Annotated in this window: 15 protein-coding genes and 1 riboswitch; of the genes, 2 read left to right on the top strand and 13 right to left on the bottom strand. The window is 36.1% G+C overall.

Annotated elements, in window-relative coordinates:
* Window positions 1-84 precede the first annotated feature (84 nt).
* The gene (locus HMPREF0077_RS06620) at window positions 85-603 is read left to right on the top strand and encodes a nucleoside 2-deoxyribosyltransferase (protein WP_004837227.1); all 519 of its coding nucleotides are present in this window, start codon (window positions 85-87) and stop codon (window positions 601-603) included.
* 17 nt (window positions 604-620) lie between these two features.
* On the opposite strand, the gene HMPREF0077_RS06615 is transcribed toward HMPREF0077_RS06620, so the two are convergent.
* The 3 genes from HMPREF0077_RS06615 to HMPREF0077_RS06605 all read right to left on the bottom strand — a co-directional run bounded on the left by HMPREF0077_RS06615 (window position 621) and on the right by HMPREF0077_RS06605 (window position 5,546).
* On the bottom strand, window positions 621-1,892 hold the full coding sequence (locus HMPREF0077_RS06615) for an amidohydrolase family protein (RefSeq protein ID WP_004837226.1): 1,272 nt from the start codon (window positions 1,890-1,892) through the stop codon (window positions 621-623).
* Between the two features lie 8 nt (window positions 1,893-1,900).
* Entirely contained in the window at window positions 1,901-3,316 is a 1,416-nt protein-coding gene (locus HMPREF0077_RS06610) for an NCS2 family permease (RefSeq protein WP_004837225.1), read from the bottom strand.
* A 61-nt stretch (window positions 3,317-3,377) separates the two neighbouring features.
* Window positions 3,378-3,475, bottom strand: a riboswitch (purine riboswitch).
* A 385-nt stretch (window positions 3,476-3,860) separates the two neighbouring features.
* On the bottom strand, window positions 3,861-5,546 hold the full coding sequence (locus tag HMPREF0077_RS06605) for an acyl-CoA dehydrogenase family protein (protein WP_004837224.1): 1,686 nt from the start codon (window positions 5,544-5,546) through the stop codon (window positions 3,861-3,863).
* Between the two features lie 256 nt (window positions 5,547-5,802).
* On the opposite strand from HMPREF0077_RS06605, the gene HMPREF0077_RS06600 reads away from it, so the two are divergent.
* On the top strand, window positions 5,803-7,017 hold the full coding sequence (locus tag HMPREF0077_RS06600) for an FprA family A-type flavoprotein (RefSeq protein ID WP_004837223.1): 1,215 nt from the start codon (window positions 5,803-5,805) through the stop codon (window positions 7,015-7,017).
* Between the two features lie 181 nt (window positions 7,018-7,198).
* Here HMPREF0077_RS06600 and HMPREF0077_RS06595 read toward each other — a convergent pair whose 3' ends face one another.
* The 10 genes from HMPREF0077_RS06595 to HMPREF0077_RS06550 all read right to left on the bottom strand — a co-directional run bounded on the left by HMPREF0077_RS06595 (window position 7,199) and on the right by HMPREF0077_RS06550 (window position 25,257).
* Window positions 7,199-13,822, bottom strand: coding sequence for a S8 family serine peptidase (locus tag HMPREF0077_RS06595; RefSeq protein WP_004837222.1), 6,624 nt, complete (start codon window positions 13,820-13,822; stop codon window positions 7,199-7,201).
* Between the two features lie 481 nt (window positions 13,823-14,303).
* Window positions 14,304-15,671, bottom strand: coding sequence for an aldehyde dehydrogenase family protein (locus HMPREF0077_RS06590; RefSeq protein WP_004837221.1), 1,368 nt, complete (start codon window positions 15,669-15,671; stop codon window positions 14,304-14,306).
* 145 nt (window positions 15,672-15,816) lie between these two features.
* Window positions 15,817-16,644, bottom strand: a complete 828-nt coding sequence (locus HMPREF0077_RS06585) for an energy-coupling factor transporter transmembrane component T family protein (protein ID WP_169304255.1) — start codon at window positions 16,642-16,644, stop codon at window positions 15,817-15,819.
* Window positions 16,637-18,355 carry an ABC transporter ATP-binding protein gene (locus HMPREF0077_RS06580; RefSeq protein ID WP_004837219.1) on the bottom strand — a complete coding sequence of 573 codons (1,719 nt, stop codon included), beginning with the start codon at window positions 18,353-18,355 and terminating at the stop codon, window positions 16,637-16,639. The genes HMPREF0077_RS06585 and HMPREF0077_RS06580 overlap by 8 nt, the downstream gene beginning before the upstream one ends.
* Before the next feature lies 1 nt (window position 18,356).
* Window positions 18,357-18,908 carry an ECF-type riboflavin transporter substrate-binding protein gene (locus tag HMPREF0077_RS06575; protein WP_004837218.1) on the bottom strand — a complete coding sequence of 184 codons (552 nt, stop codon included), beginning with the start codon at window positions 18,906-18,908 and terminating at the stop codon, window positions 18,357-18,359.
* Window positions 18,908-19,744 carry an SAM hydrolase/SAM-dependent halogenase family protein gene (locus HMPREF0077_RS06570; RefSeq protein ID WP_004837217.1) on the bottom strand — a complete coding sequence of 279 codons (837 nt, stop codon included), beginning with the start codon at window positions 19,742-19,744 and terminating at the stop codon, window positions 18,908-18,910. The genes HMPREF0077_RS06575 and HMPREF0077_RS06570 overlap by 1 nt, the downstream gene beginning before the upstream one ends.
* Before the next feature lie 309 nt (window positions 19,745-20,053).
* The gene (locus HMPREF0077_RS06565) at window positions 20,054-21,241 is read right to left on the bottom strand and encodes an amidohydrolase (RefSeq protein ID WP_004837216.1); all 1,188 of its coding nucleotides are present in this window, start codon (window positions 21,239-21,241) and stop codon (window positions 20,054-20,056) included.
* 56 nt (window positions 21,242-21,297) lie between these two features.
* On the bottom strand, window positions 21,298-21,669 hold the full coding sequence (locus tag HMPREF0077_RS06560) for a RidA family protein (protein WP_004837215.1): 372 nt from the start codon (window positions 21,667-21,669) through the stop codon (window positions 21,298-21,300).
* A 65-nt stretch (window positions 21,670-21,734) separates the two neighbouring features.
* Window positions 21,735-22,733, bottom strand: coding sequence for a M15 family metallopeptidase (locus HMPREF0077_RS06555; RefSeq protein ID WP_004837214.1), 999 nt, complete (start codon window positions 22,731-22,733; stop codon window positions 21,735-21,737).
* A 325-nt stretch (window positions 22,734-23,058) separates the two neighbouring features.
* The gene (locus HMPREF0077_RS06550; RefSeq protein ID WP_004837213.1) at window positions 23,059-25,257 is read right to left on the bottom strand and encodes an RNA degradosome polyphosphate kinase; all 2,199 of its coding nucleotides are present in this window, start codon (window positions 25,255-25,257) and stop codon (window positions 23,059-23,061) included.
* Window position 25,258 lies beyond the last annotated feature (1 nt).

Here is a 25,258-nt window from a genome sequence, read left to right as displayed (position 1 = left end):
AGCACCTCTCTTATTCTTATTATATTTTATAAAATAGTTTTAGTAAATTTTTTTATTTGTTATAATAGATGGGAGGTGAAAATTATGAAAATATATTTAGGATGTGACTTATTTATAGAAGGACAAAGATATCAAGCCAAAAAGGTGCAAGATGCCCTAGAAAAAGAATTTGGCGATAAAATCGACCTATATAATCCAGCCGATAATCTAAGTATAAATGATAAGGCGGCAGGTTTTGCTAATGGTTATGATATTCTTTGGGCTGACTACAAGAGGCTCAAGGAAGCTGACCTTTTGATTGGCCTTATGGATACAGAAGATTTGGGCCTTGCTGGAGAGATGGGCATAGCCTTTGAAAGAGGCATCCCTATTTTTCAACTATATACAGATATAAGACTTAACGGTAATGATAGAGAAGATAAGATATGCGAAATAAAAAAAGACGTCTTCCAAAACGACTTTTTGTATATAAACAAGCTAATAACTGGTCTTTCCTATATGGATAAGGACGGCAATGTTTTCGATAAGCCAAGAATCTACAAGACTTCTGATGACTTGATAGAAGGCCTAATCGAATTTATTAGAGAAAATATCAAGGGCTAGCCTAGGCTAGCCCCTTTTTAGAATAATTTTTTTCCTCTTACAAATTTTCCAATAACATCCCTATCTTCTGATAGATAGATTATTCTTTCTAGCCTTTGAATTAGGCTAAAATAGTCTTCTTCTAGAAATCTTCGATCATCAATTACTATTGCATCAAATTCGTAATCCTTATCAAAGGAGCCGACTTTTCCGAAAAATTCTCCCCCTCCTAGTGTCCCCATATAGAAGGCTTCTTCTAGGCTAAGGGCCTTAATTGAATCATCAAGAAGTCTGTATCTTAATTTTGAAACCTTGATTGCATCTGCCATGGCCTTAAAGATTGAAGCGTGGCTTCCTCCAGCTACATCAGAGCCAAGGCCTATTTTTTGACCATCCCTTAGGTATTTTCCTGCTGGAGCTATACCTGATGTGAGGTTGGTATTTGAGTCTGGACAATGGGCTATGAAAACTCCGTTGTCTTTTATAAGTTTTTGTTCATCTTCCTTAGAATAAACGCAGTGGGCCATGACAGTCTTGTTGGTCTTTCCAAACAAGTCGAACATATCATAGGCATCCCCGTAAAATTTGGACTCTGGGATAAGTTCCTTTACCCATTGGATTTCCCCTAAATTCTCTGATAGGTGGGATTGGATAGGAAGCTTGTAGTCATCCTTGATTTTTTGTAGCTTTTTAAGAAGCTCATCTGTGCATGATGGGATAAATCTTGGAGTGAGTATCGGATAAGTGTTTTCGTACTTATTTTTTGTAGCGTTAAGCCAGTCAAGGGTAGCCTTCGCTGAAAAATCAGCATCGGCTTCTTCGAGGTCTACCCCTCCATTCCTGTCCATATTAACCTTGCCTACGAAACTAACTAGGCCTGATTTTTCCAAAAGATCCATTAGAATTATGGTCGATTCGACATGAAGGCTTGCAAAGATAACTGATCTAGTATTTGGTCCCTTCCTTATATAATCAACAAATCTCTCGTAGGATTTTCTAGCATAGTTTGTATCCTTAAACTTAGCCTCACTTACAAAGGTGTAAGTATTTAGCCAGTCTAGTAGCTCTAAGTCCATACCACAGCCTCTAAAATTGTACTGAGGGGCGTGGATGTGAAGGTCGACTAGACCAGGCATGATGATTTTTCCTGAATAATCAATAAGCTCATAGTCTTTGTATTCGTCAGGTAAGTTTTCATAAACTCCCTTACTTAGGCCTTCTTGGCAAACTAGATATGAATTTTCAAAAAAGTTAATCTCATCCTTATTTCTACTATATAAAATATTTCCCTTTAAAACAAAATTTGTCATTTATTCTCCTATCCTAAGGTTATAAAGGCATATCTAAAGACAAAAGTTAGAGCTATAATTAAGGTTAGTGGTTTTATTTCCTTGCTTTGACCTGTGCATGCCTTTACTATACAGAAAGTTATCAGACCGAGGGCTATACCATTTGCTATGGAATAGGTAAAAGGCATAAAGACGATAGTGCAAAAAGCTGGAAGGGCATTTGTCAAATCATCAAAGTCTATATCCTTAACACCTGATAACATCAATACGCCAACAAAAATTAGAGCTGGAGCTGTCGCTTGGGCTGGGATTATAGCAATTAGTGGAACGAAGATTATAGATAACAAGAATAGGGTCGCTGTTGTAAGCGAGGTAAGTCCTGTCCTTCCACCCTCTGCTATGCCTGCTGATGATTCTACAACTGTTGTTACGGTTGATGTTCCAACCAAGGCACCAGCTGCAGTTGAAATCGCATCACTCATAAGTGCTTGCTTTAAATTAATGACTTCTCCATCTTTATCAACTAAACCTGATTGTTTGGCAGCTGCAAGGAGGGTACCAAGGGAGTCAAACATATTTACAAGAGAAAAGCTTAGAACAAGCATAGTTACTGTAAAAATATTTGTCCACATATCAGAGCCCTTAAAGAGACCTGCAAAGTCTAAATTAAAGAAGGATATTTCGTAAAAATCGTTAAGCTTTGAAGCTATATCAAGACTAAAATTGGAAATGTGGGTTATGCCCATAGGGATTCCTATGAGAGTAGTTAAGATTATTGAAATTAAAATCGCTCCCTTTACCTTCTTATGACTTAGGACTGTAATCAGACATAAGCCGATTAGAGATAAAACAGCCCCAAAAATCAACTCTTTTTCCTGACCTGTCCATTTGGCAAAATCGACTAGAGCGACAAGGGTTGCTTCGTTTTTAACGACAAGACCTGCGTTTTTTAGGCCGATTATGGTAATAAACAAGCCTATACCTGGAGTCATGGCGAGTTTTATAGCATCAGGAATGGCACGGATAATAGCCTCCCTAATACCGAGGGCAGTTATTACTATGAAAAGTAGACCAGAAATGAAAACTATAACGAGAGCTTGAGGATATGTATATCCCATTCCAAGCATAGTAGTGTAGGCGAAAAATGCACTTAGTCCCATGCCTGGAGCTTGGGCGAAAGGTAGTTTTGCATAAAGAGCTACGAGAATTGTACCGATAAAGGCACCGAGACATGTTCCAATAAAGACCCCATTAGATACTTTTTCAGCCATACTTGCATCACCCATTATATTAAAAGGGGTTGCGAGAACTTGAGGGTTAATTATCAAAACATAAGCGATAGTGATAAAAGTTGTGATTCCAGCGATTATTTCTGTTTTTACGTTAGTATTGTTTTTATCAAGATGAAAAAACCTACTTAGAAAACCATTTGTTTTTGAGTCCATAAGGATCCTCCTTCATAATTTTTCTAAATTGTAATTAAGTACATAGAATCGATTTCTTATTATCGATTCAACTAAAAGCCATAGCCACTTATTTACGGTAAGTCGTAGAAACTCTCATCCAGATTATGAGATTATATAACTTTAGTAAAAACATATCATTGCCGGCAAAATTTATGATAATGTTTTCTCCATTATAAACTCAAGTATTTTCTTTGTCAATAATAGCGAAGAGTTTTCTTATAATAATCATTTGCATATATTGCCTTACTAGCAATATCTATTTACTAACTCTAATCTATAAAAGCCAATCCCTGAATTTTTTACAAGTTAATGGGCTGTTGCAAAATTATGAATAATCATCGTCCCATCATTAGAAGGTTCTCTTAGGAAATTTTGCCTCTCCTTGCCGGTGGGCAGATTAGTGCCTGCCGACTGATGGAGGCGGTTAGCTCGTCGGCGTTATGAGACTTTCCGTGGAGGTTCTTCTAATGATATTGGGACGATTTATTCATTCTGCAACAGCCCCTTCTTATGGATCTTCTATCTATGCATTTTTGATTTCTTCTATTAGGGCAGGTACTACTTTGTGGAAGTCGCCTACTATTCCAAAGTCACAGTTGTTAAAGATGTTTGCGCTTTCGTCATTATTTATAGCTACTATTGTTCCAGCATCTGTTATTCCTCTTAGGTGTTGCATAGCTCCAGATATACCAACAGCGATGTAGAGTTTACCCTTAAATTTCTTGCCAGATAGGCCGATAAATCTATCGCTAGAAACATATCCTCTAACTTGGGCAGCTGGTCTTGATGATACTAGAACTGAGCCAGTTTCCTTTGCCAATTCTTTAATCATCTCTAGGTTTTGCTCTTCGCCAATTCCCATACCTGCTCCTACAGCTGATTGGGCAGTGTCTATATCACCTTCAAGGTCTATGTCTTTTTTATCAAAAATAAATCCTTGAGCCTTTAGGGCTTCTACTAATTTCTTAGCTGCTTGTTTTTCATCACCCTTAAAGATTTGAAGTTTTCTTTCGCCAACTTGAGATTTGTTTTTCTTTACAGTTTCTTTCTTAACTTCCTTCTTTTCTTCTCTAGGTAGGATATAGGATGAGATAACTAATCTCATAATCTCATTTGTTCCTTCATAGATTTGAGTTATCTTTGAGTCTCTGTAATATCTTTCTACATCTACTCCCTTGATGAAGCCTGAGCCACCGTAGAGTTGGAGGGCCTTGCTGGTAAGTTTTTCTGCCATATCTGATGCAAAAAGCTTAGCCATAGCAGCATCCTTACCATATGGTTCATGTTTGTCTTTCTTCCTTGCTGCATCATAAATTAACAATCTTGCAGCCTTTAATTCAGTTGCCATATCTGCTAGGATGAAGGCATTGTGTTGCATCCTTGCAATAGCTTGTCCGAATTGTTCACGATTTAGTCCGTAATCTTTGGCAGATTCGTAAGCTCCTTGGGCTATACCTAGGGCTTGGGAAGCTATACCAATCCTACCACCATCAAGAATCATCATAGCGTATTTGAAGCCCTTACCTTCTTCACCAAGAAGATTTTCTTTTGGAACTTTAACATTGTTAAAGTGAAGCTCTGCTGTAACTGATGATCTGATACCTAGCTTGTCGTAAGGCTCGGAAAAGGTAAAACCTTCAAAGTCCTTGTCTACTATGAACATGGATATGCCATGGTTGCCCTTGCCCGGAGTAGTAACTGCTGTTACTAGATAAGTTTGAGCTTCTGGGGCGTTGGTTATAAAGATTTTCTTACCATTTAGGATGTAGTGATCTCCTTTTAGGACTGCTGTAGTTTGAGTTCCTGCAGAGTCTGAACCAGCGTTTTCTTCTGTTAGACCGAAACCACCTATTGACTTACCTGTAAGAAGGGGTCTTAGATATTTTTCTTTTTGTTCTTCATTCGCAAATTCGTTAATTCCCCAAGTACCCAGTGAGGTGTGGGCTGAACAAATTACACCGACTCCACCATCTACTCTTGATAATTCTTCAACAGCTATGGCGTAATGCTCATTTGTTAAACCTGCTCCCCCATATTCTTCTGGAAATGGAATTCCCATTAGGCCCATCTCGCCCATAAGTCTCACTATTTCTTTTGGAAATTCCTTGCTTTGGTCTAAGTGAAATGCTATGGGTCTAATTTTTTCCTCAGCAAAATCCCTAACTACTTTTCTAAATTCTTCTAAATCTCTTGGTAAATTATATGACATTATTTCTCCTTAATTTAAAATTTATAAATTATATCAGCCGAATTGTATATGTTTGGCAAGTTTTTGTAATTGTTTTCACCCTATTTATACCCAAACAAATTATTTCTAACATAATTTTTTGTTAAATTATAAAATTTAATTTTTTTTAGATTATTACCGATAATAATAATCATTAATATATAATTTAATTTTCCTAAATAGCTGGTATAGTTAATAATGTAACAAAACAGATAAAAGGAGTTTCAAAGGAGATAAGATGCACAATATAGTAGAAATATTAGATAATATCTATTGGGTTGGAGTTAACGACAGAAGGATTGACAGATTCGAAAATATGTTCGAATTGACAAATGGAGTTTCCTACAACTCTTACCTTATTAAGGACGAAAAGAACGTTTTGTTTGATTCAGTAGATGCAGCCTTTACTAGAAGATATATAGATAATGTCAAGGCAGCTCTTAACGGAGAAGACTTGGATTATTTAATTGTTGAGCATATGGAACCAGACCACTGCAGAAATATTGATTTTTGTTTGAGAGAATGGCCAAATGCTAAGTTTGTCGGCAATGCCAAGACCTTCAAGTTATATGAACAGTTCTACAATGATGAATTTAAGGATAGATATGTAGAAGTAAAAGATGGGGATGAACTAAATATTGGCAAGAGAAATCTCAAGTTTGTATTCACTCCAATGGTTCACTGGCCAGAAGTTATGATGACTTACGAAACAACTGAAGGTCTCCTCTTCTCAGCAGATGCTTTTGGTGCCTTTAATGTTATAGAAGGTCATGTAGATGCTAAGAATGTTATCCACAAGGGTGATTGGCTAGATCAAGCTAGAAGATATTATATAAACATCGTTGGTAAGTTTGGCAAGATGGTACAAAATGCCTTCAAGAAAATCGACGGACTTGCTATTAATGCCATCCTTCCTCTCCATGGTCCTGTTTATAAGGATGAAGAATCTATCAACTTCATAATGGATAAGTATAACAAGTGGTCAACCTTCACAGCAGAAGAAGAAGGTGTGGTTATAGTTTACGCATCAATGTACGGAGATACCGAAGAAGCAGCCGATATTCTTGCAACAAAGCTAGCTGAGCTAGGGGTTGAAAATATCAAGATTTATGATGTTGCTGCTTGGGATGTTTCTCATCCAATTAGTGACTGCCACAGATTCTCTCACTCAGTATTTGCACCAATCAACTACAACTCAGGCCTTTACTACAAGATGGATGCCTTCCTAAGAGAGCTTGTTGGAACAGGCTTTAGCAATAAGACTGTTTCTTTCCTAAACAACTGGTCTTGGGGCGGAAGAAGTCTCGAGATTTCTAAGGAAATCCTATCTCAAGCTAAGCTTGATTATGTAGGTGAAGATGTTAAAATCAATTCTGGTGTGAAGATGGAACAAGTAGAAGAAATCGAAGCCCTCGCTAAGGCTATCAAGGCTGATATGGATAGCAAAAAATAGAGTCGAAAGTCCTCAAATTTGTTGAGGGCTTTTAATTTGTAAATCTTTCTTAGGATGATTTTATAAGAATCCTAGAGATGATTTTCTAATATAAAATCCTAAGCCAAAAAAATACCAGAGCAAGCCTAAAGCTAACTCTGGCATAAGGTCTAATATTCGCTTAGCTTATATTAGGTCTTTTTTATTTTCTTTTTTTAGTCTTGAATAAGGCAAGGCTTGCTGCAAATAGTCCCATAACTACTGATGATAGGCTCTCTACTCCTGTTTTAACATTTGTACTTGTTGGAGCTTTCTCATTGTTTGCTTGTGATTTTCCCTCACTTCTTTGGGTCTTATTTTCCCTTGCTTCTTCTTTTTGGGCTTTTGATGGAGCTTCTTCTTTATCCTTATCTTCCCTTGGACTTTGACCATTGTCTGTTGAAGGCTCTCCTTTAAGCTCTTTAGTCTTAGAGCTTACTTCCGCTAGTAATCCTTTTTGATCTGAAATATTTTCACTCTTATGACCTACACTTATTTCAGGAATTTGTGGATTTTCTGAAGAAATTACTGAAGGATTTACTGAATGTTCTTCTGATGGTACTTCGCAAGGATTGACTGATGGTTCTTCTGTGTTACTTGGGCAAGTTATATTCCAAATCTTTGAATAATCCTCATCCTTTTTCTTTGTTTCATCAAAAGTTTGTTTATTTTCTTCTTTAACTTCTTTAGGAAGCTCGTAGAAGTCTGGTTCAACACTTAGATCAGCCTCTGCAAATAGGAAGGAACCTTGTGCTTTGATTTCTTCTTTTCCGTCTTTGCCTTTGACTTTCCAACCCTTAAAGCCTTTACCTTCTGGAATTTCTCCCTTGTATTCTGGTAATTGGAAGTCCTCTCCCTTTACAAGTTCATTTTCCTTATTAGCTATTGTAATCTTGACTTTTTGTGGATCTACAGGAGTTAATGAGCCAGTTTTTTTGTCAAAGCTAAATTCCTTTACCCTAGTATTATTTGCAAAGTCTTTTACTACAAACTTAATTGTTAGCTTATCATCCTTTATATCTTTGATATCAGCTAAGGACTTGTATTCTTTCCCATTTACAAAGATTTGTTTATCTTGGATTTCTCCAGCCTTATCCTCATTTCTCTTGTCTGTAACATTGAATTTGATGAATTTATCTTTTTCATATTCAATAGCTGTGTTGCCATCTTCTTTTTGTTCGATTTCTGGTTTTATATTATCATAAAGGAATTGATAGTGAACACCTACAGCCTTGGCATTGAGATTACTATAACCAGTTTGTAGATAGACATTTCCATCCATATCTTTGACCTTGTCTGGGAAGCCATTAGCCTTGTAGTCCTTCATTCCCCAGTCCATGATGTCTCCATCTTTTACATCAAGCTTAATGTTAAAGTCTCTTGTATTATCAATGTGTAAATCACCATAGATTAGGTAGTTGTCAACAACTGACTCGTTAACTCTCATTTCCCAGTTGAAACCACCCTTATCTCCTATCTTTCCTCTTAGATAGAATTCTGGTTTTCTTACATAGATTTTATTGTCCTTTGTTGGATTGAAATAGTTTCTATCCATAGTCAAATCTACTGGTTTTGCATCTATAAATAGCATAGCTCCATCTTCTTTGATGGCTTCTACATTGGATTTATCATCTCCAAGATATTCCTTGCCATCTTTTCCAAGAAGAACTAGTTTAGAAGGATCTGTAACAAGCTTGCCATCCTTATCTATAGCTTCTCCCTTATCATTAGTCTTGAATTTGAAGACTTGATATCTAACTATATTAAAGCCGTCCAAGGCAGACATTAGGACTGATTGACTGCTTCTTCCATCTTCAACATTCCTACTATCGCAGTAGATTGTTTTTTGTGATAGGGCCTTGATGTTAGGGGCAGTCTTTTGGATTTTTTCTATATCTTCCTTACTATAAAGACCATTGCTATCAATCATGTCAGTTTTTCCTGGGTTCAATGTAGTAACTCTTAGGGCATAGCCTTTTCTTACAATCATATTATCATTTAATACATAGTGACCAGAATCCTTATCGAAGTACATCTTGTTTGTATCCATTGCACTTGGATCTTTTGGTTTTTCTTTGGTAAGTTCGCCTTCACCTAGTTCGATAATATTTGGATAACTTGAAGCATATGGTGAAGCTTCCTCGGCTTCATCCTTCTTTTCTGGCATCCTTATTATAGTTTTAGCTTTTGTTTTATCCTTATCTTTTACTATAATATTCATATCTCCAGTAAAGGATAGACCATCTACTACATCATTGGTGTTTTTAAACAAGTCAAAGGTTAGAGTTTTTGTTTGTGGGTCGTATTTACTTGCTTTAATTTCTATTAATTTAAAGTCATTGCCATAGTAAGCCTTGGCATCTTTGGATACATTGCTTACTTTTCCAAGAATTTCAAAATGACCATTCTTTGATGGGTTTAATACTCCACCAAGCCTTGATTTAACATCATCAAGTTTCTCAGTTTCATATTCTATAGGACTTCCATCTTCATAGGCTTTTATATTTCCATTTTCATCATATCGATATTCAAGCTCTACTTTTATTTTTCCGCCATTTACATAATCGACTACTTCTTTATATTTCTTTTTAACTAGTTTCTTTAGGTCTTTATCTTCAAAGCCTCTTACAGTAGAGATTTCTTTGTCTAAATCTAGCTTTGAAGGTCCCTCTATAGGATTTTCCTCAACAGTATCTTTCTTTTCTTCTACTTTATTTGAGGCTTCTGGACTTTGGGCTTTTTTAAGTTTTTCTTCAGAAATTTCACCTAGTTTTTTGTAAGAAGAAAAATCTTTATCAGGATCTACTAGGTAATAAGAAATCATTCCATTTTTGTCAGCCTTATCAGCAAATTTAATCCTATGGATTTTGGTGAAGTTGCTTGCACCATCTAGGGCTATTACTTCTATGATTTTTCCTCTTAAATCTCCAGCTCCTGTAATTTCGTAGATGGTATTTCCATTTTTATCAAGCTTTCTGTGTCTTCCTTCGCCTTCTCCAGCATATTTAACATCAAGGTTTCTTTCAACATCACCATATTCGTCAACTATAGCTGCTCCTGCATACCATACTTCGTTGGCTACTTCGTCGAATTTATCTGGATGGTCTTTTTGATCTCTTACAAACAAGGTTTCGTTTTTGTATTTATCCTTTACCTTGTGGTAGGTATCTTTTGCTATTAGTTTGATTTTGTCCGGATTAGAGAAATCAACGTCGACAATTTTTGGAGCTGTGTTATCAATTTTTACTGGTATATAAGAAACTTGCCATGGATAATTCTTGGTTAGTCTATATTTGAACTTGTAGAAGTATTGGCCCTCAGCTATTGGTTCAAATTGACCCCTAAGTTTTGTTTCCAAGTCTTGGTTATTATTATTATCATTAGCGCCTTCTTCTCTACCTCTAGGATTGTAGATAAGACCATCCCATCTCAAATCTCCTAATACTTTTAGCTTGGATGACTTAATACCCTTAGCGTCATTTCTCTTTGAGTTTAGGATTCCTCTGATGAAGTGCTCTCTTGTTACGACCTTGAGGTCTTTTTGACCTTCGCCCTCTTTGTCAGTATTTACTATTGAGATTTGGCCTTCTTCTGCACTTCTTAGAACAAGTGGAGATGGGGTTAATGCTCTTTCTATTTGAACTTCTTGGGTTTGTCCCTTAGAGTCGAGCGGATAAACTCTTGCGACTTTTGATTCACTTTGTGATGGATCAAATAAGCCTTGGTTGTTATTTAGTGCAAATAGATCAGGATCTTGGTCGAGTGATTTAGTATCTCCATCTTTTCTGTTTTGGATAACGGCAGCTGGATTGAATTTATCAATGTCGTGTTCTCCACCTATACCCTTGTTCAAGGTTCCAGGTATTTTTGGTTTACCATCATCATCATAACCTTCCATGGTTTTTGATTTAGAGCCTTCTTCCCAAGCCCACTTGTCAAGGATTGGCTCCTTGTTCCAATTTCCAGCAAAGCCCATAAGTGGCATAGATAGAGATGGTTGGAATACTGTCTTGTTTTTATCGCCACACATCGCCTCAAGTTCTTCTTTGGATTCAAGTCTGATGAAGGATTCTACAAATTGGTCCTTATCTTTGGCATCTCCTACATTTAATACTGCTTTCAAATCATATGAAGAGTTTGGAGCAATTGTAAATACATCATGGTCAAATGTAATATTTGCACCCTTGATCTTTTCTGGATGAATTTCTGGAACAATTTGTTTACCGTCTGCTGATTTTTCATCCTTGTAAGTTTCATCAAGTTTTAGCCTATCGGTTAGGGAATCTGTTGTGATTGCAGATGATGAAGCCTTAAATGTTAGAGGCCTATCTGATGTATTAATCAACTTGATTGTGAAATATCTCTTATCACCCTTAATTTCTCTAAGTGAGATAGAACCATATGAGTTTACTAGACCTTCAGAATCAACATTTTTAAAGCTTGCTATAACGTCACTCCTTAGTGCATTGGCAACGTTAATTAGACCTGCACCTTGTTGTCTTGGTGAAGCATAATATAGTGATTTTTCCTTCCAAGCTGTTGGATCCATCATAGGTCTTGCTGTGTTTTGTAGGGCAATCTTTGTAAGAGTAGTTAAGTCGATTTTATCGTCACCCTCTAGGTTTTTTAAGACAGGTTTTTCGAGCATCTCTTTTAGTTTTGGTCTAATCAATACTGTTGATGCTGCAACTACTGGTGTTGCCATACTTGTTCCTGACATATAGCCGTAGGTTGATTTGCCATCAATTACATTTAGGGTTGATTTGATGTTTTTTCCTGGTGCAGATACATCTGGTTTTAGGAGGAGGTCAACCCTTGGGCCCCAAGATGTAGAAGCTGCTGGCACGATTACTTCTTCCTTGTAAAGTTCCTTGTCTGTATCAGGAGCAAAGTTAAAGTCAAGCTCTTTCTCATCGCCAAGTTTTGGACGGTTTTTGTTGAAGCTTTCCATATCAATTGGATAGTATTGGTCAAGCTTATCTTTGAAGTCTTCTTTCTTGTTTCTCTTAACTTCTGTTTTATTGGCTGGATCAATCATATTCCAAATTTTAAGTCCATCATCACCTGATACTGAGAATACTTGGCAAGTTGTTCCTTCATCTTCTTCGTAGCCCATGGCTGGAAGCTCTGTCCAGTTATCCCTGTTGTAGTAGTTAACTGTATTTACAACCATGATTGCACGAGCACCCTTATCGGCAGCTCTTTTGAAGGCATATTTTAAATCCTTGGTATAGATTCTATCCATAACGGCAATTTTGCCTTTAAGATTAAGACCAACTAGATCATCATCTTGGCCCTTGCCTATATAAACAAATTTTACTTTGTCGCCTAGCTTACTTCCGTCTTCATTTGTAATAATCTTATCCTTATCGAAGAAGGTTCCGATATTTCTATACTTGAAGCTTTCGCCACCAATATTTACCTTATCAAACTCTACTATTTGGTTTTTGGCTGATGCTACAGCTATGGCATCTTCATGGGCAGCAGTCCTTGTTACATTTCCTGTATCGGTCATCCTTAGTTGGTTATTAACAGCCAAGTCCCATGAGGAGCTTGAAGCTGATGTTGCGTAGTTACCAGTAGCAACTACCATAGGGATACCTGCTTTTCTTAAAGCCCTAACTGCTTGCCAATATTTTTCACCTATAAGACCTGTTCCTGTAAATCCAGAAGATACGGATACTACATCAACCTTATGCTTGATTGCATCTTCGATAGCATGAAACATTGTCTCATCACCAGCAAAACCATCGCCTGAATCTGAGTACATCTTGTAAGAAAAGATTTGAGCATTTGGTGCTATTCCGTCTATACCATTGTACTTAGCTATATCTTCATCAGTATCATTTCCGGCAAGGATTCCTGCTATATGCATACCATGTGGATCATGGTAGTCAGAACCATCGTCATATTTTTCGACAGTGATTTTGCCACCATTGTAATAGTTAAAGGCATGAGGAATCTTATCACTCAACCAAAAGTCCTTGTCAGTTCCCTGCATGTCCTCTTTTTTAAATCTCATATAAGGCTTAGCATCATCATCAATTCTCATAGCCTTGTGTCTATAATCAGTTCCTGTATCGATATTTGCAATTACCATGCCCCTACCATCAAACTTCATTACCATGTCTTTGTTGATGGCTTTTAGGTAGTCGATAGCTTCGTTGACACCGATTTCTTCCCTTGCATGATTCATCATTGGTTCAACTTTTTGGGATCTTTCTACAGATGAGATTCCTTCGATATGTTTAATCAAATCAAGATTATCTTGTTTTGTTTCAATTGCACAACCATTAAAAATTGTGTTATAGGCATACAAAACTTTTGTAGAAGAAAGTTTTGATATTTCCTTCATTGCCCTTTCCCCAGCCTCTTTATCTTTAAATTCGGCTATGTATATGAGCCTTCCCTCATCTTTCTTTTCTACAGCTTTATCATCTTTCTTTTCTTCAATAGATGAATCCTTAGTAAGGTCAGCTTTATGTGTATCTTCTGTTGCTTTCCCTTCTTTTTCAACAGACTTATCTTCTTTGAGGGAAGTTTCTATATTAGGAGCTTTGTCTTTGTTTGCATCTTCTTTATTTTGTTCACTTTCTTTATCAGAAGCTCCTTCTTCTTTTGCTTCTTCTTTTTTTTCTGTAGTTAATTCATTTTCTTCAAAAAGACCTTGGCTATTTGCCTCTAGCGGTTTATCTTCTTCGCTACTGGCAAAGGAAGGCTCGTTAAATAAGAATGAAATAGACAAGGCGGCAATTAATGTCGCCTTAATAATTCTTTTATTATTCATTTATTCCCCATATCCTCTACTAATTATTTTTTTAACATGTTAAATATTAATTCATATGAATGTACAAAATATAAAAATGTGATAGCAATTTTCAGTATCACGAAAACCATTATAAAACTTTTATATAGGATTGTCAATATAATTATCAAATATTTTAACACTTTTCGGGGATTTGAACCATCCGATAAGCTTAGCTTATATAGCCGTTTATTTTGTAGTTTGCAAATAATTAACAATCAACATACAGATTTCTTTATATTTTATAACAAATTTTCTATGTATTTACATAAAATATTTATGATAGAAATGACTTTGATTTAAAAAAACATTTAATATTCAATGTATATATATTAATAAAGGATTAATCGATAATGCCAATCATTTTCTTTAATCCTTTATTTCTCCACGCAAAAAGCTCTCCTGAAATTTTATCTACCACACATAGTTTGCTAAATAAAATTTTAAGAAAGCTTTGTTTTTTTTAGAATTTCTTTATTAAATTTAACCTTCCTTCATCATAAGGAGGATATTTTATTTTTGGTCTAAAGAAGGATGAGGCATGCATGATGCTTTTTTTGTTAGAAAAATTTACAAAACCATTATAGCCATGATAGCCTCCCATGCCACTTGCCCCAACTCCTCCAAATTCTAGGTAGGGACTTACTATTTGCATGATGCAATCATTGACACAGCCATTGCCAAATTCCATATTATACATGACCTTTTCTATTAGCCTCTTATCTTCTGAGAAGAGGTAAAAGGCGAGTGGCTTAGGCAGGGTCTTTATCTTATAGAGGATGGGATTAATATTGTCGTAAGTTATTATTGGAAGTATTGGTCCAAAGATTTCATCTTCCATTAGCTTGTTGGAAAAATCGACATCATCTACTATGGTAGGTGCGAGTTTTAGGTTTTTTCTATCATAGCTGCCACCAGCTACTATATTTTGATCCTCTAAGAGCCCGAGGAGCCTATCCAAATTTTCTTCGTTTATTATTTTGCTATAATCTTTTGACTCTATTGGACAAGGCCCATAAAATTCGTCAATAACTTCTATTAATTTGCCTATAAATTTATCCTTTATAGAATAATCGACTAGGATATAGTCTGCTGCAACACAGGTCTGACCTGCATTTAGAGTTTTAGCCCAGATTATTGACCTTGCTGCATTGTCAAGATTCGCCGAACTATCAACTATACATGGACTTTTGCCTCCAAGTTCTAGGCTTACCTTGGTCAAGTTTTCACTAGCCTTTTTCATTATTTCTTTGCCGATTTTTTTGCCTCCAGTGTAGAAAATGTGGTCATATTTGCCATTTAAGAGTTCTTCATGACTTGTTTTGTCATTATCGACAACATAGATATAATCTTTGCTAAAATTATCATTTATCATTGCTCTTATGAGCCTTGAAGTTTCCCTAGTCTTGGATGAGGTCTTTATAATTGCAGTATTGCCAGATGCTATTGCTGCTATAAGAGGATCTATAGCTAGCTGGAAGGGATAGTTCCATGGAGCTATTATTAGAGTTACTCCCAAGGGTTCATAGAGGGTGTAGGATGTGGCGGGCATGGCTTGGAGGGGAGTCTTCTCCCTAATAGGCTTCATCCATTTATTTAGCTTGGCTAAGGCAAAGGGTATTTCTTGTTTTAGGAAGGAAATTTCTGCTATATAGGCTTCAAAATTTGACTTGCCCAAGTCTTTGTTTAAGGCCAAAAGGATGTCATCCTCATAGATTTCAAGTAAGCTTTCCAATTTCTCAAGACTTTTTCTCCTAAAAGCTTCTATTTTGCTTGCTCCTCCATAGAAGAAAGCTCTTTGTCCTTCTATAATTTCTTTTAATTCATTCATATAGCCTCCTTTAGTGATTATCCTAGCTACTTAAAGTTTTTTCCTTATCATCTTATAAAAAATTATACCAAATAATATATAAGCCCCCAAGTTTTGCTTTTAAGGCTTAGAAAAAGACCCTCGCTATATTAGCAAGGATCTTTGCTTAGATGAAAGGATTATAGAATCTGCCATTATTGGCAATAAATAATAAAATCCCTATTGCTATTAGAATAAGTACTCCTAAGAGGACTAGATAATCATTTTTCCCAAAGGCTCGTTGCCTATACCACGTTCTAGTTTTGTTTTTGCCAAAGCGTCTTAGCTCCATAGCCTGAGAAACTGTTTCTATCCTCTCCAAACTATCAAAAATTAAGGGCATGACTATATCAGCACTAGCCTTTAATCTTTTAGCTAGGCTAACTTTCTTACTCATCTCTATCCCCCTAGCCTGGCTTGCTTGTCGAATTTCCATATAGGAATTTTGTATATCAGGTATATATCTTAGGGCGAGGGCTACGGCATAGGATATTTTGTAGGATAGGCCAATTTTGTTAAGGCTTGACGAAAACTCAGAGGGATTGGTAGCAAGGACAAAGATTAGAGCAAGGGGTATGGTTGAAAAATATTTTAAAAATACATTGAACTCATAAAACAACTGTTCCAAACTTATGCTATATCTGCCAATTCCCCTAAATATAATTGTTCTTGATGAGTACAACTTAACTCCAAATTCTGGCTCGAAGATGTAAATAGCTAAAAGATTAATCACAGAAAATATAGCTACAATTTTTACCAGGATGGAGATATTGTCCCATTTTATCTTGGCTTGTTTCATTATAAACAAGGATATGACCATGACGAGTATTAGAAATCTCGTATCATAGGAAGTCATTACTATGATTGATAGGAGAAGGAAGGAAAGGAGCTTGGTTGTACCAGAAAGTCTGTGTACCCAAGTATCGTTGTCTATAAAACCAAGTGTGTTATCCATTCTTTTTTCTCCTCTCATAAGCTATGAAGCTTTCTATGAAGTCCAAGGCACTAAGAGCTTCAAGTTTTTTGCCTAGTTTGTATAGGGAAGTTGGGGCTAGGTTTGACTGATCAATTAGCTTTTCCCTAGAAAAAAGTTCTGCAGGGCTTAGATCAGCTAGGATTTTCTTATCACAAACTACCAAGGCCCTATCCGTATATTCTTGGATTAAGTGCATATCATGGCTAATCATTAGGATTGTCAAGGACAAATCCCTATTTAGCCTTCTTATAAATTCCATCATAGCTGTATAATGACTAAAGTCTTGACCTGCCGTAGGCTCATCCAAGATTATAAGGTCAGGATTTAAAATCAAGATAGAGGCTATGGTTACCCTACGTTTCTGCCCATAAGATAGGGCTGAAATAGGCCAGTTCCTAAAAGGATAAAGTCCACAAATTTTAAGGACTTCTTCTACTCTCTTTTGAATTTCCTCTTCTTCAAGCCCCCTTATCCTAAGACCAAAGGCTACTTCATCATAAATCATAGTCTTGGAAATCATAGAATTCGGATTTTGAAGGACAAAGGCAATTTTATCGGCTATTTCTTTTATGGAAAGATTTTTACTATCTATGCCATCTATTAAAATCTCGCCCCTGTTTGGTCGGATAAAACCACACATAAGCTTAGCTAGGGTGGACTTACCAGCCCCATTTGGTCCGACAATTGAAACAATCTCGCCCTTGTTTATAGTCAAATTAATATTTTCTAGAATATTTTCATTAGAGTAGGCAAAGTCTAGATTTTTTATCTCGATGATTTTTTCCCTAGACTTTACGATTTTTTCCTTCTTGACCTTGCTTGCCCAAGTCGTTAAGATTTCCAAATCATCTTTTGATAGGTCAAGGTCATCGACTTTTGAGATTCGTTCATATTTTTTAAGGTCGAGGCCTGCATAAGATAAGGCATCAATATATAGGGGTTTTCTGATGCCAATTTGATCAAGCTTATCAGACTTCAAAATATCTTCAACACATCCGTCAAAAACAATCCTACCATCACTAACTGCTATTATCCTATCAGGATTTAACAGGAGTGCCTCTTCCAGCCTATGCTCGATTACAACAACTGTATAGCCTAGTCTTTCCGCAAGGTCTCTTACAAGCTTCATGGTTGCCCTGCCAGACTTTGGGTCTAGATTTGCTAGAGGTTCATCTAGGAGTAAAATTGGCACATCTGATACCAAAACTCCTGCTATAGAAACTGCTTGTTTTTGCCCACCAGACAAATCCTTTGGTTTTCTTTCAAGCAGTTTTGAAATATTAAGCTCCTTAGCCCACTTGTGGACAATTTTTTCCATCTCTTCCTTGTTTATACAGTCGTTTTCGAGGGAAAAAGCTATATCTTCTGCTACTGTAAGTCCAACAAATTGTCCATCTGTATCTTGTAGGACTGTTCCTACTGATAAGGATAAATCAAAAATCGACGAGCTTTTTAGGTCCTTGCCATCAATTGATATTTGACCTAAGATATCGCCATCAAAACTATTAGGTATCTGTCCATTTAGGCTCTTGGCAAGGGTTGACTTTCCGGAACCTGATGGTCCTACAATTACAATCTTCTCTCCCTTCTTTATAGACAAATTGATATCAAAGAGAGAAAAGTCCTTTTGGGATTTGTATTTGAAATTGTAAGAATTAAAGTCTACTATAGGTGCTTTGCCTGTCTGCATATCAGTCCTTGCTTAGGGAATTGTCTGCTGTTTTGCTCTTAGCGTATGCTGTCAACAAGATAGATCCAAGTATAGCTACTGCAATAGAATTAAGTCCTGCCGATACAATACCTTGGGTAAATACCTTATTGGCTGGTTCTGAGTAAATTAAAATATCAAGACATGGAGCTACTAGGGCCCAAGCAACAATATTTGTTATGATTTGACCAAGATTAAATTTAACAAGGTCTTTTAGGGAAAATTCTCCCTTATTTACATTCAAGCTCTTGCCTACAAGGCCATAGCCAAAGCCAGTAACACTTGATGAAATCACCCATGACCACCACAAACCATAAGTCAAAAGGTCTTTAATAGCATGACCAATAAGACCTATCAAGGCACCAGCAAAAGGTCCAAAGAGAACTGACATTAGGGCTAGGAAGGGATAGGTTGTTTCTAGGGAAGTGTTTGGTATAAAGCCTATTGGAATAGACAAAAATCTTCCCAAAATAAAAAATACAGCTGCGCCAATACCTATGGCTACAATGCTTGTTATAGAATTATTTTTTTTCATTAGTATTCCTTTCTTATAAAAATAGTCCAATCATTACCAGTAGCTATTTGATAAGTATCAGAGAACGATGCCTGATTGATAGCTATACCCAAATTGATTAGTGAATTGATATAGGCAATAGTTTCTCCAAGTCCAACATCGGCGAAAGAGTGACCAAAGGTCATTTGATTTTCGTATTTTTTGATTGTTTTATTAAAGATAGTTACCTTGATAGTATCTCCTTGCTTAATATCCATTTTCTTCAAAAGATCAAGGCTAATATTAGTCCATAGAGAACCAAATCTAATATCAAGGATGTCAATTGTTCCTTCAATAACATCTCCATTAATCTTAGCATCTTTTATTTCATTGTAGACAAGGCTATCTAGATCAGTTTCCATCAAACTATCATAATAAAGAGGATTGCTTGCTAGTTTTGCACCATTATAGGCGTAAACATCTCTTCCATGAAAAGTATGAGAGTTTTCTGAAAAAGGAAGTCTATCCTTGACTTCATCTATTATCTTTGCTGACTCAAGACCAATATACTTAGCTATGTGGGAGATAGTTCCATTGTCTGGAGTAACGAGATAATGACCAGATTTTGTTTTAACAACTATGGATTTTCTAGCAGAACCTACACCAGGATCAACAACAGATACAAAAACTGTTCCCTTAGGCCAATACTTGATTGTTTGTAATATCCTATAGGAAGCTTCAAAAATATTATATGGTTCAATTTCATGGGTTAAATCATCAATAGTAAGGTCTGGATTTACCATGAAGCTTACCCCGTGCATAGCTGAAACTGCACCATCACCTAGACCGAAGTCTGACTGAAAAACAAGTGTGCTCATTTTTCCTCCTAAAATAAAAAAATTGCAAATATTAAAAAATTTACTCTTTAATTATATTAACTTATTAAGCATAGTCAAATGAAGCTTGGCTATTTTATTTACTTGGCCTTGGGGCTTTTAGGCAAATGTCTTTTACTTAGTTTGAAAAAGAAAAACTGATTAAATAAAATTTGTCCTAGTGTTTTTGAAAAACTATGATAATAATTCACTAAAAATAGCTACTAGTATTAGCTGGTAAAATAATGATAGCATATAATCGTGTCATAAACAACTTTAGCTAGTCTATGACACGATTAATTTTCTTATTGATTAACTTTCTAGAAAGCTTGTTGCAAATTTGACCATGGCAAAGATAGCATGATTAAGACTATCTTCGTCTATGTCAAATTCTGGTGTATGGTGTTCTGCCCCTGTTCCTTTTTCTTCATTGGCACTACCCACTAGGGCAAAAAGGCTTGGAGCAAGCTTGCCATAGGCCTCAAAGGATTCTGAAGCAAACCAAGTTGTATCTTCTTTGATATTTTCTCCAAAGTAAGGACCAACCGCTTCTTTCATTAAGAGGGCAAGCTTTTCGTCATTAACAACTGGGCTAAAGTCTTCACTGCCAGTTCTATTTATAAATTCACAGCCATGGGCCCTAGCGACATTTTCTCCAATGATTTGGATTTGGTCTATGGCTCTTTCTACTTCATCCTTATCAAAGTATCTTAGGGTTCCATCTACCCTTACTTCACTAGCTATAACGTTGTGGGCACTACCCCCATGGATGGTGCTAAGACCAAGGGTTACAGTTTTGGTTGGGTCAAGTCTATTAACCCATGCTGAAGCTAGGGATTGGATGATAGCAGCTTGGGCAAAAATTGGACTAATTGCCTTATCAGGTCTTGATGAATGACCACCTACACCCTTAACTGTGAAATCTACCATAATAAAGCCAGCCATTATTGGACCGGGATGGAAGGAAATCTCACCAGTTTTTAGAAAACTTGCTAGGTGATTGCCATAGAAGGCGTCGATATTTTCGTTTTTTAGGCCATCTATCATAGGAAAGATTCCACTTCCACTTTCTTCACCTTCTTCAAAGATAAAATAAATCTTACCATTTAGCTTATCCTTATTTTTGACTAGGATTCTCATTGAAGCAAGTAGGGTTGCCATATGACCATCATGGCCACAAGCATGAAAAACATTAGGATCATCTGATAGGACTAATCTAGGATTTTTGAGATTATTTTTGCTTTCACAAATCGGAAGGGCATCAATATCTGTCCTAAGGCCAAGGCTCTTTCCAGCTTTGCCTGTATCTAATATAGCAAAAAAGCCTGTACCCTCTACCTCTACTATAGGAAGACCTAATTTTCTTACTTCTTCTTTTAGGTAGGCAGAAGTCTTAAATTCCTTAGCTGAGACTTCAGCAAGCTTATGCAAGTGCCTTCTTTCTTCAATTATCTTAGGCTTTTGATTATTTATCTGATCAATTATTAATTTATCTTCCATTAGCTTCTCCTTATTTATATTAAAAAAACGACAGTCAAACTGCCGTTCGTTATTACTTATAGACTAGCTATAGCTTCGACTTCTAGTAATCCATTGAGTGGAAGATTAGCTACTTCAAAAGCTGATCTAGCTGGTTTGTGATCACCAAAGAATTCTGCATAAACTTCGTTGAAAGCAGCAAAGTCATTGATATCGTTTAGATAAACAACGCATTTGATAACTTTATCTTTTCCTGATCCAGCTTCTTTTAAGATGTTTTCAACATTTGTTAGGGCTTGTTTTGTAGCAGCCTTAATTTCTGTAACCAATTCACCTGTTTTTGGATCAATTGGAAGTTGTCCTGAAGTGAATACTAGATTATCTGTTGCGATTGCTTGAACGTAAGCTCCCACTGCTTTTGGAGCATCATTTGTATTAATTGCTTTCATATAATTCTCCTTATTTAATTTTCATTTTGACATATATATTATATCGAAATATTCGCAAATTACAATTATTTTATCTTTAAATAATCTTCAAGGGTTAAATCATTTTCATAGATTTCCTTGGCATTTTCCACACCAACAAATCTGAAGTGCCATGGCATAGGAGCATGCTTTGTAATCTTTTGCTTATCGGCAGGATATCTTTCTATGAAACCATACTTGTAAGCACTTTCACAAAGCCACTTGTACTCTTTTGTTGTTACAAACTTATCATTGTACTTAGTTCCTTCTGTGAAAAAGTCGAAGGCTTGACCTAGTTGGTGCTCGCTACATCCTGCTTCTTCGCTATCGACTTCACCAGCATCTTTCATTTTCTTTTCTAGTTCATAGTCCCTGTAGTCAGATGCAATCTTTAGGCTTAGTCCTTCTCTTTCCATATCTTGACGCATGGTCTCGAAGGCACGCTTGGCAGTTTTATCTACTCCTGGATTGAAATCACTCGGTAGAGGATACTCAGCGCTAACATAGGCTATACCATTTACGACCTTGATTTCTTTGTCATCATCAAGCTCTCTTAGGCCATATTTGTTTACATAGTAAAAAGAGTCATCTAATTTAATTTTAGAAAAACCATTTTCAGTTCCATAATAAGGCAAATAATCACCTTCCTTGACAAACTTTTCTGTCTTGGAGTAATCATTTGGATATTGGTAGGCATATTGAGTTTTTGCACATTGGACGTACTTTATCAAAGTATCTTCATACTTATCGTCATCTATTCTTTTATCATCATCAATTTTGACATCCTTAAAACCATGCTTGGTAGCTATGTGGATAGTATCTCCATTGATGTTTTTTTCTTCTTTTTCTTCATCTCCATCTGCCGCCTCTGCTTGTCTATATTCGGCTGGTCTTTGGATAGTGAAATCGTCATCTTTGCTTGTAAAAACCTTCAAACCTATGATTAGGGCTAGACTAGCTAGACCGGTAACTAGGATTTTTCTTCTTCTATTTTTCTGTAGCCTTCTCTTCTTTCTCTTTAGCTCTCTGATACCTCTGTTAGACATAACCTTCCTCTATTTATTTCAATATATTTGTCTTGTAAAATCTACTGGGATAAGCAATCCTTTGCAAAATTAACAGATATATTTCAATCTATCAAGTTTACTTTAGATTACTAAATTCTTATATTTATTATAACACGGATATGAAAAAAATAATAGGGCAATTTTAAGTATTTTCAAAGATTTTGATAAGTTTTCACCAAAATTTTTTCTTTCAATTAATAAACGACTTATTTTATTAGATAGGAGGGATTTCTCGCTAAACAACCAGCAAATAGTTTTCACTAAAAAAGTTAGTAAAGCAAACTTACCCTACTAACTTTTTATCTTATTTGAATAAATTTTTGAAAAAATCTTTAAGCTTTTGGCCCTTGGTTTTTTCTTTGTTTGTATGACTTTCTATATCTTTCTTTTGACTGATAGCCTTAGGTCTAGGTCTTTCTTCTATTTGTTTTTCAAGGAGTAAAGCCTTTTTTTTGCTTCTTTGCTTAGCTAGTTCTATTAGCCTTTCTTGGGCTATGAGCTTTTTCTTATTTTCTACTCTCTCATAGTCACCATCAGGTCTAAGCCTTCTGATTTTTACATCATCGGCAAACATAAGGTCTAGAAAGTCGATTATGCGTTTTTTTATGGCTGGGGCGTAGATAGGAACAGCTACTTCCATCCTGTTTCTAATATTTCTAGTCATAAAATCAGCAGATGAGATGTAGACTTTGGCATCTTCCCCCTTGCCAAATTGATAAATCCTGTGATGTTCTAGAAATCTTCCTACTATCTGATAAATTTCTATATTTTCAGTTCTTTCCTTTATACCAGGAAGAAGGCAAGTGATCCCCCTAACCATCATATCAATTTTGACATTTTTCTTGCTCGCATGAGATAATTTATCTATCAACTTCCTATCAGAAATCGAATTCATCTTTAGCCTTATATAACCATTTCCATCCTTCTTTTGGGCCTTTATTTGCTCATCTATAAGCTTATCAAGACCTTCTTGCATAGATTTCGGGCTTACCAAGAGATGTTTGTAATCTCCATCTAGATTGCCTATTAGGATATTATCGAAAATTTCCTTGGCGTCAGTTCCTATTTGCCTGTTGGAGGTCATTAAGGAGAAGTCTGTATAAAGCTTGGCAGTTTTTTCGTTGTAGTTGCCTGTGGCTATTTGGCTGATATAGGAAATTTCCTCATTCTTATCAACCCTTGTTATTAGACAGACCTTAGAGTGGGTCTTGTGGTTTTCGAAACCATATACAACATTACATCCAGCTTTTTCAAGCCTTGAAGACCAAAGGATATTATTATCTTCATCAAATCTTGCCCTAAGCTCCATTAAGACTATGACATCCTTCCCATTTTCACTTGCCCTAATCAAGGCCTTGGCGATTTCGCTTTCCTTGGCTATCCTATAAAGGGTAATCTTAATAGATATAACATCAGGATCATTACTTGCTTCATCTAGGAGTCTAATAAGTGGATCCATGGACTCATAAGGAAAGGATAGGAGCTTGTCGGATTTTTCTATTTGTTTAATAATGGATTCTTTTTCGTCAATATAGATAGATTCTTGAGGAGAAAATTCCTCGTAGGAGTTTTCCCTTCTAAAGCTTTCCGGGAGGTCCTTTATCAAATCATATATAAAATCAGACTGAATCAAGGACTTGGTTACAAAGATTGATTCCTTGCTTAAATTAAATTGCTTGGTCAAGAATTTTAGGGAGGTTTCAGAAAGGGGTCTATCGACTTCGACCCTAACAGGTTGAAGCCTCTTTCTCTTCTTTAGTTTTCCTTTCATATAGTCCCTAAAGTCTTGGTCAACTTCATAATCATCGTCATTGTAGTTGATATCCGCATTTCTTGTGAGGGATATAGCATAGGACCTTTCTATTTGGTACTTGTAAAATAAATTATAGGCAAATACTTCTATTATATCTTCAATCAAGACAAAATGATTGTCAGCTAGCTTTAAATACCTGTCTATCCTATCTGGCAAGTAGATTATGCCAATTTTTTCTTTTTTCTTTTTTTCTTGAGAAACTAAGTCAAAGATTATAACTATGGACAAGTTGGGGAGTCTAGGGAAAGGATGGGTCCTATCAATTAGTTGGAAATTTAGGATTGGTTCGATTTTAGTATCGAAATAATTCTTGCAAGCCAATCTATCTTTCTCATCTAGATCCGAAAGCTTCGATATAAAAAGACCTGCTTTTTTCATATCCTCTAGGATATCGAAATACACTTCATCTTTTCTAGAGTAAGATTTTGGCAAATAGGCTAGAATTTTATCTAGCTGCTCTTTTGGTGTAAGGTTTGACTTAGAGTCAATGGCCTTTTTGGAAAGTTTGGATAAGTCTGTAAGAGAGCCAACCCTAACCATGAAAAACTCTTCAAGATTAGTATCGAAAATTGACAGAAACTTCAATCTTTCTAGGAGGGGCACAGACTTATCCGCCGCCTCTTCAAGAACTCTGTCGTTAAATTTAAGCCAGGACAATTCCCTATTTTGTGTAAAAGATACGTCGTTCATA

The organism is Anaerococcus tetradius ATCC 35098, assembly GCF_000159095.1.
Taxonomy (GTDB): domain Bacteria; phylum Bacillota; class Clostridia; order Tissierellales; family Peptoniphilaceae; genus Anaerococcus; species Anaerococcus tetradius.
Note: the sequence above shows the minus strand (reverse complement) of the source record. Positions and strands in the feature narration are given on the sequence as shown.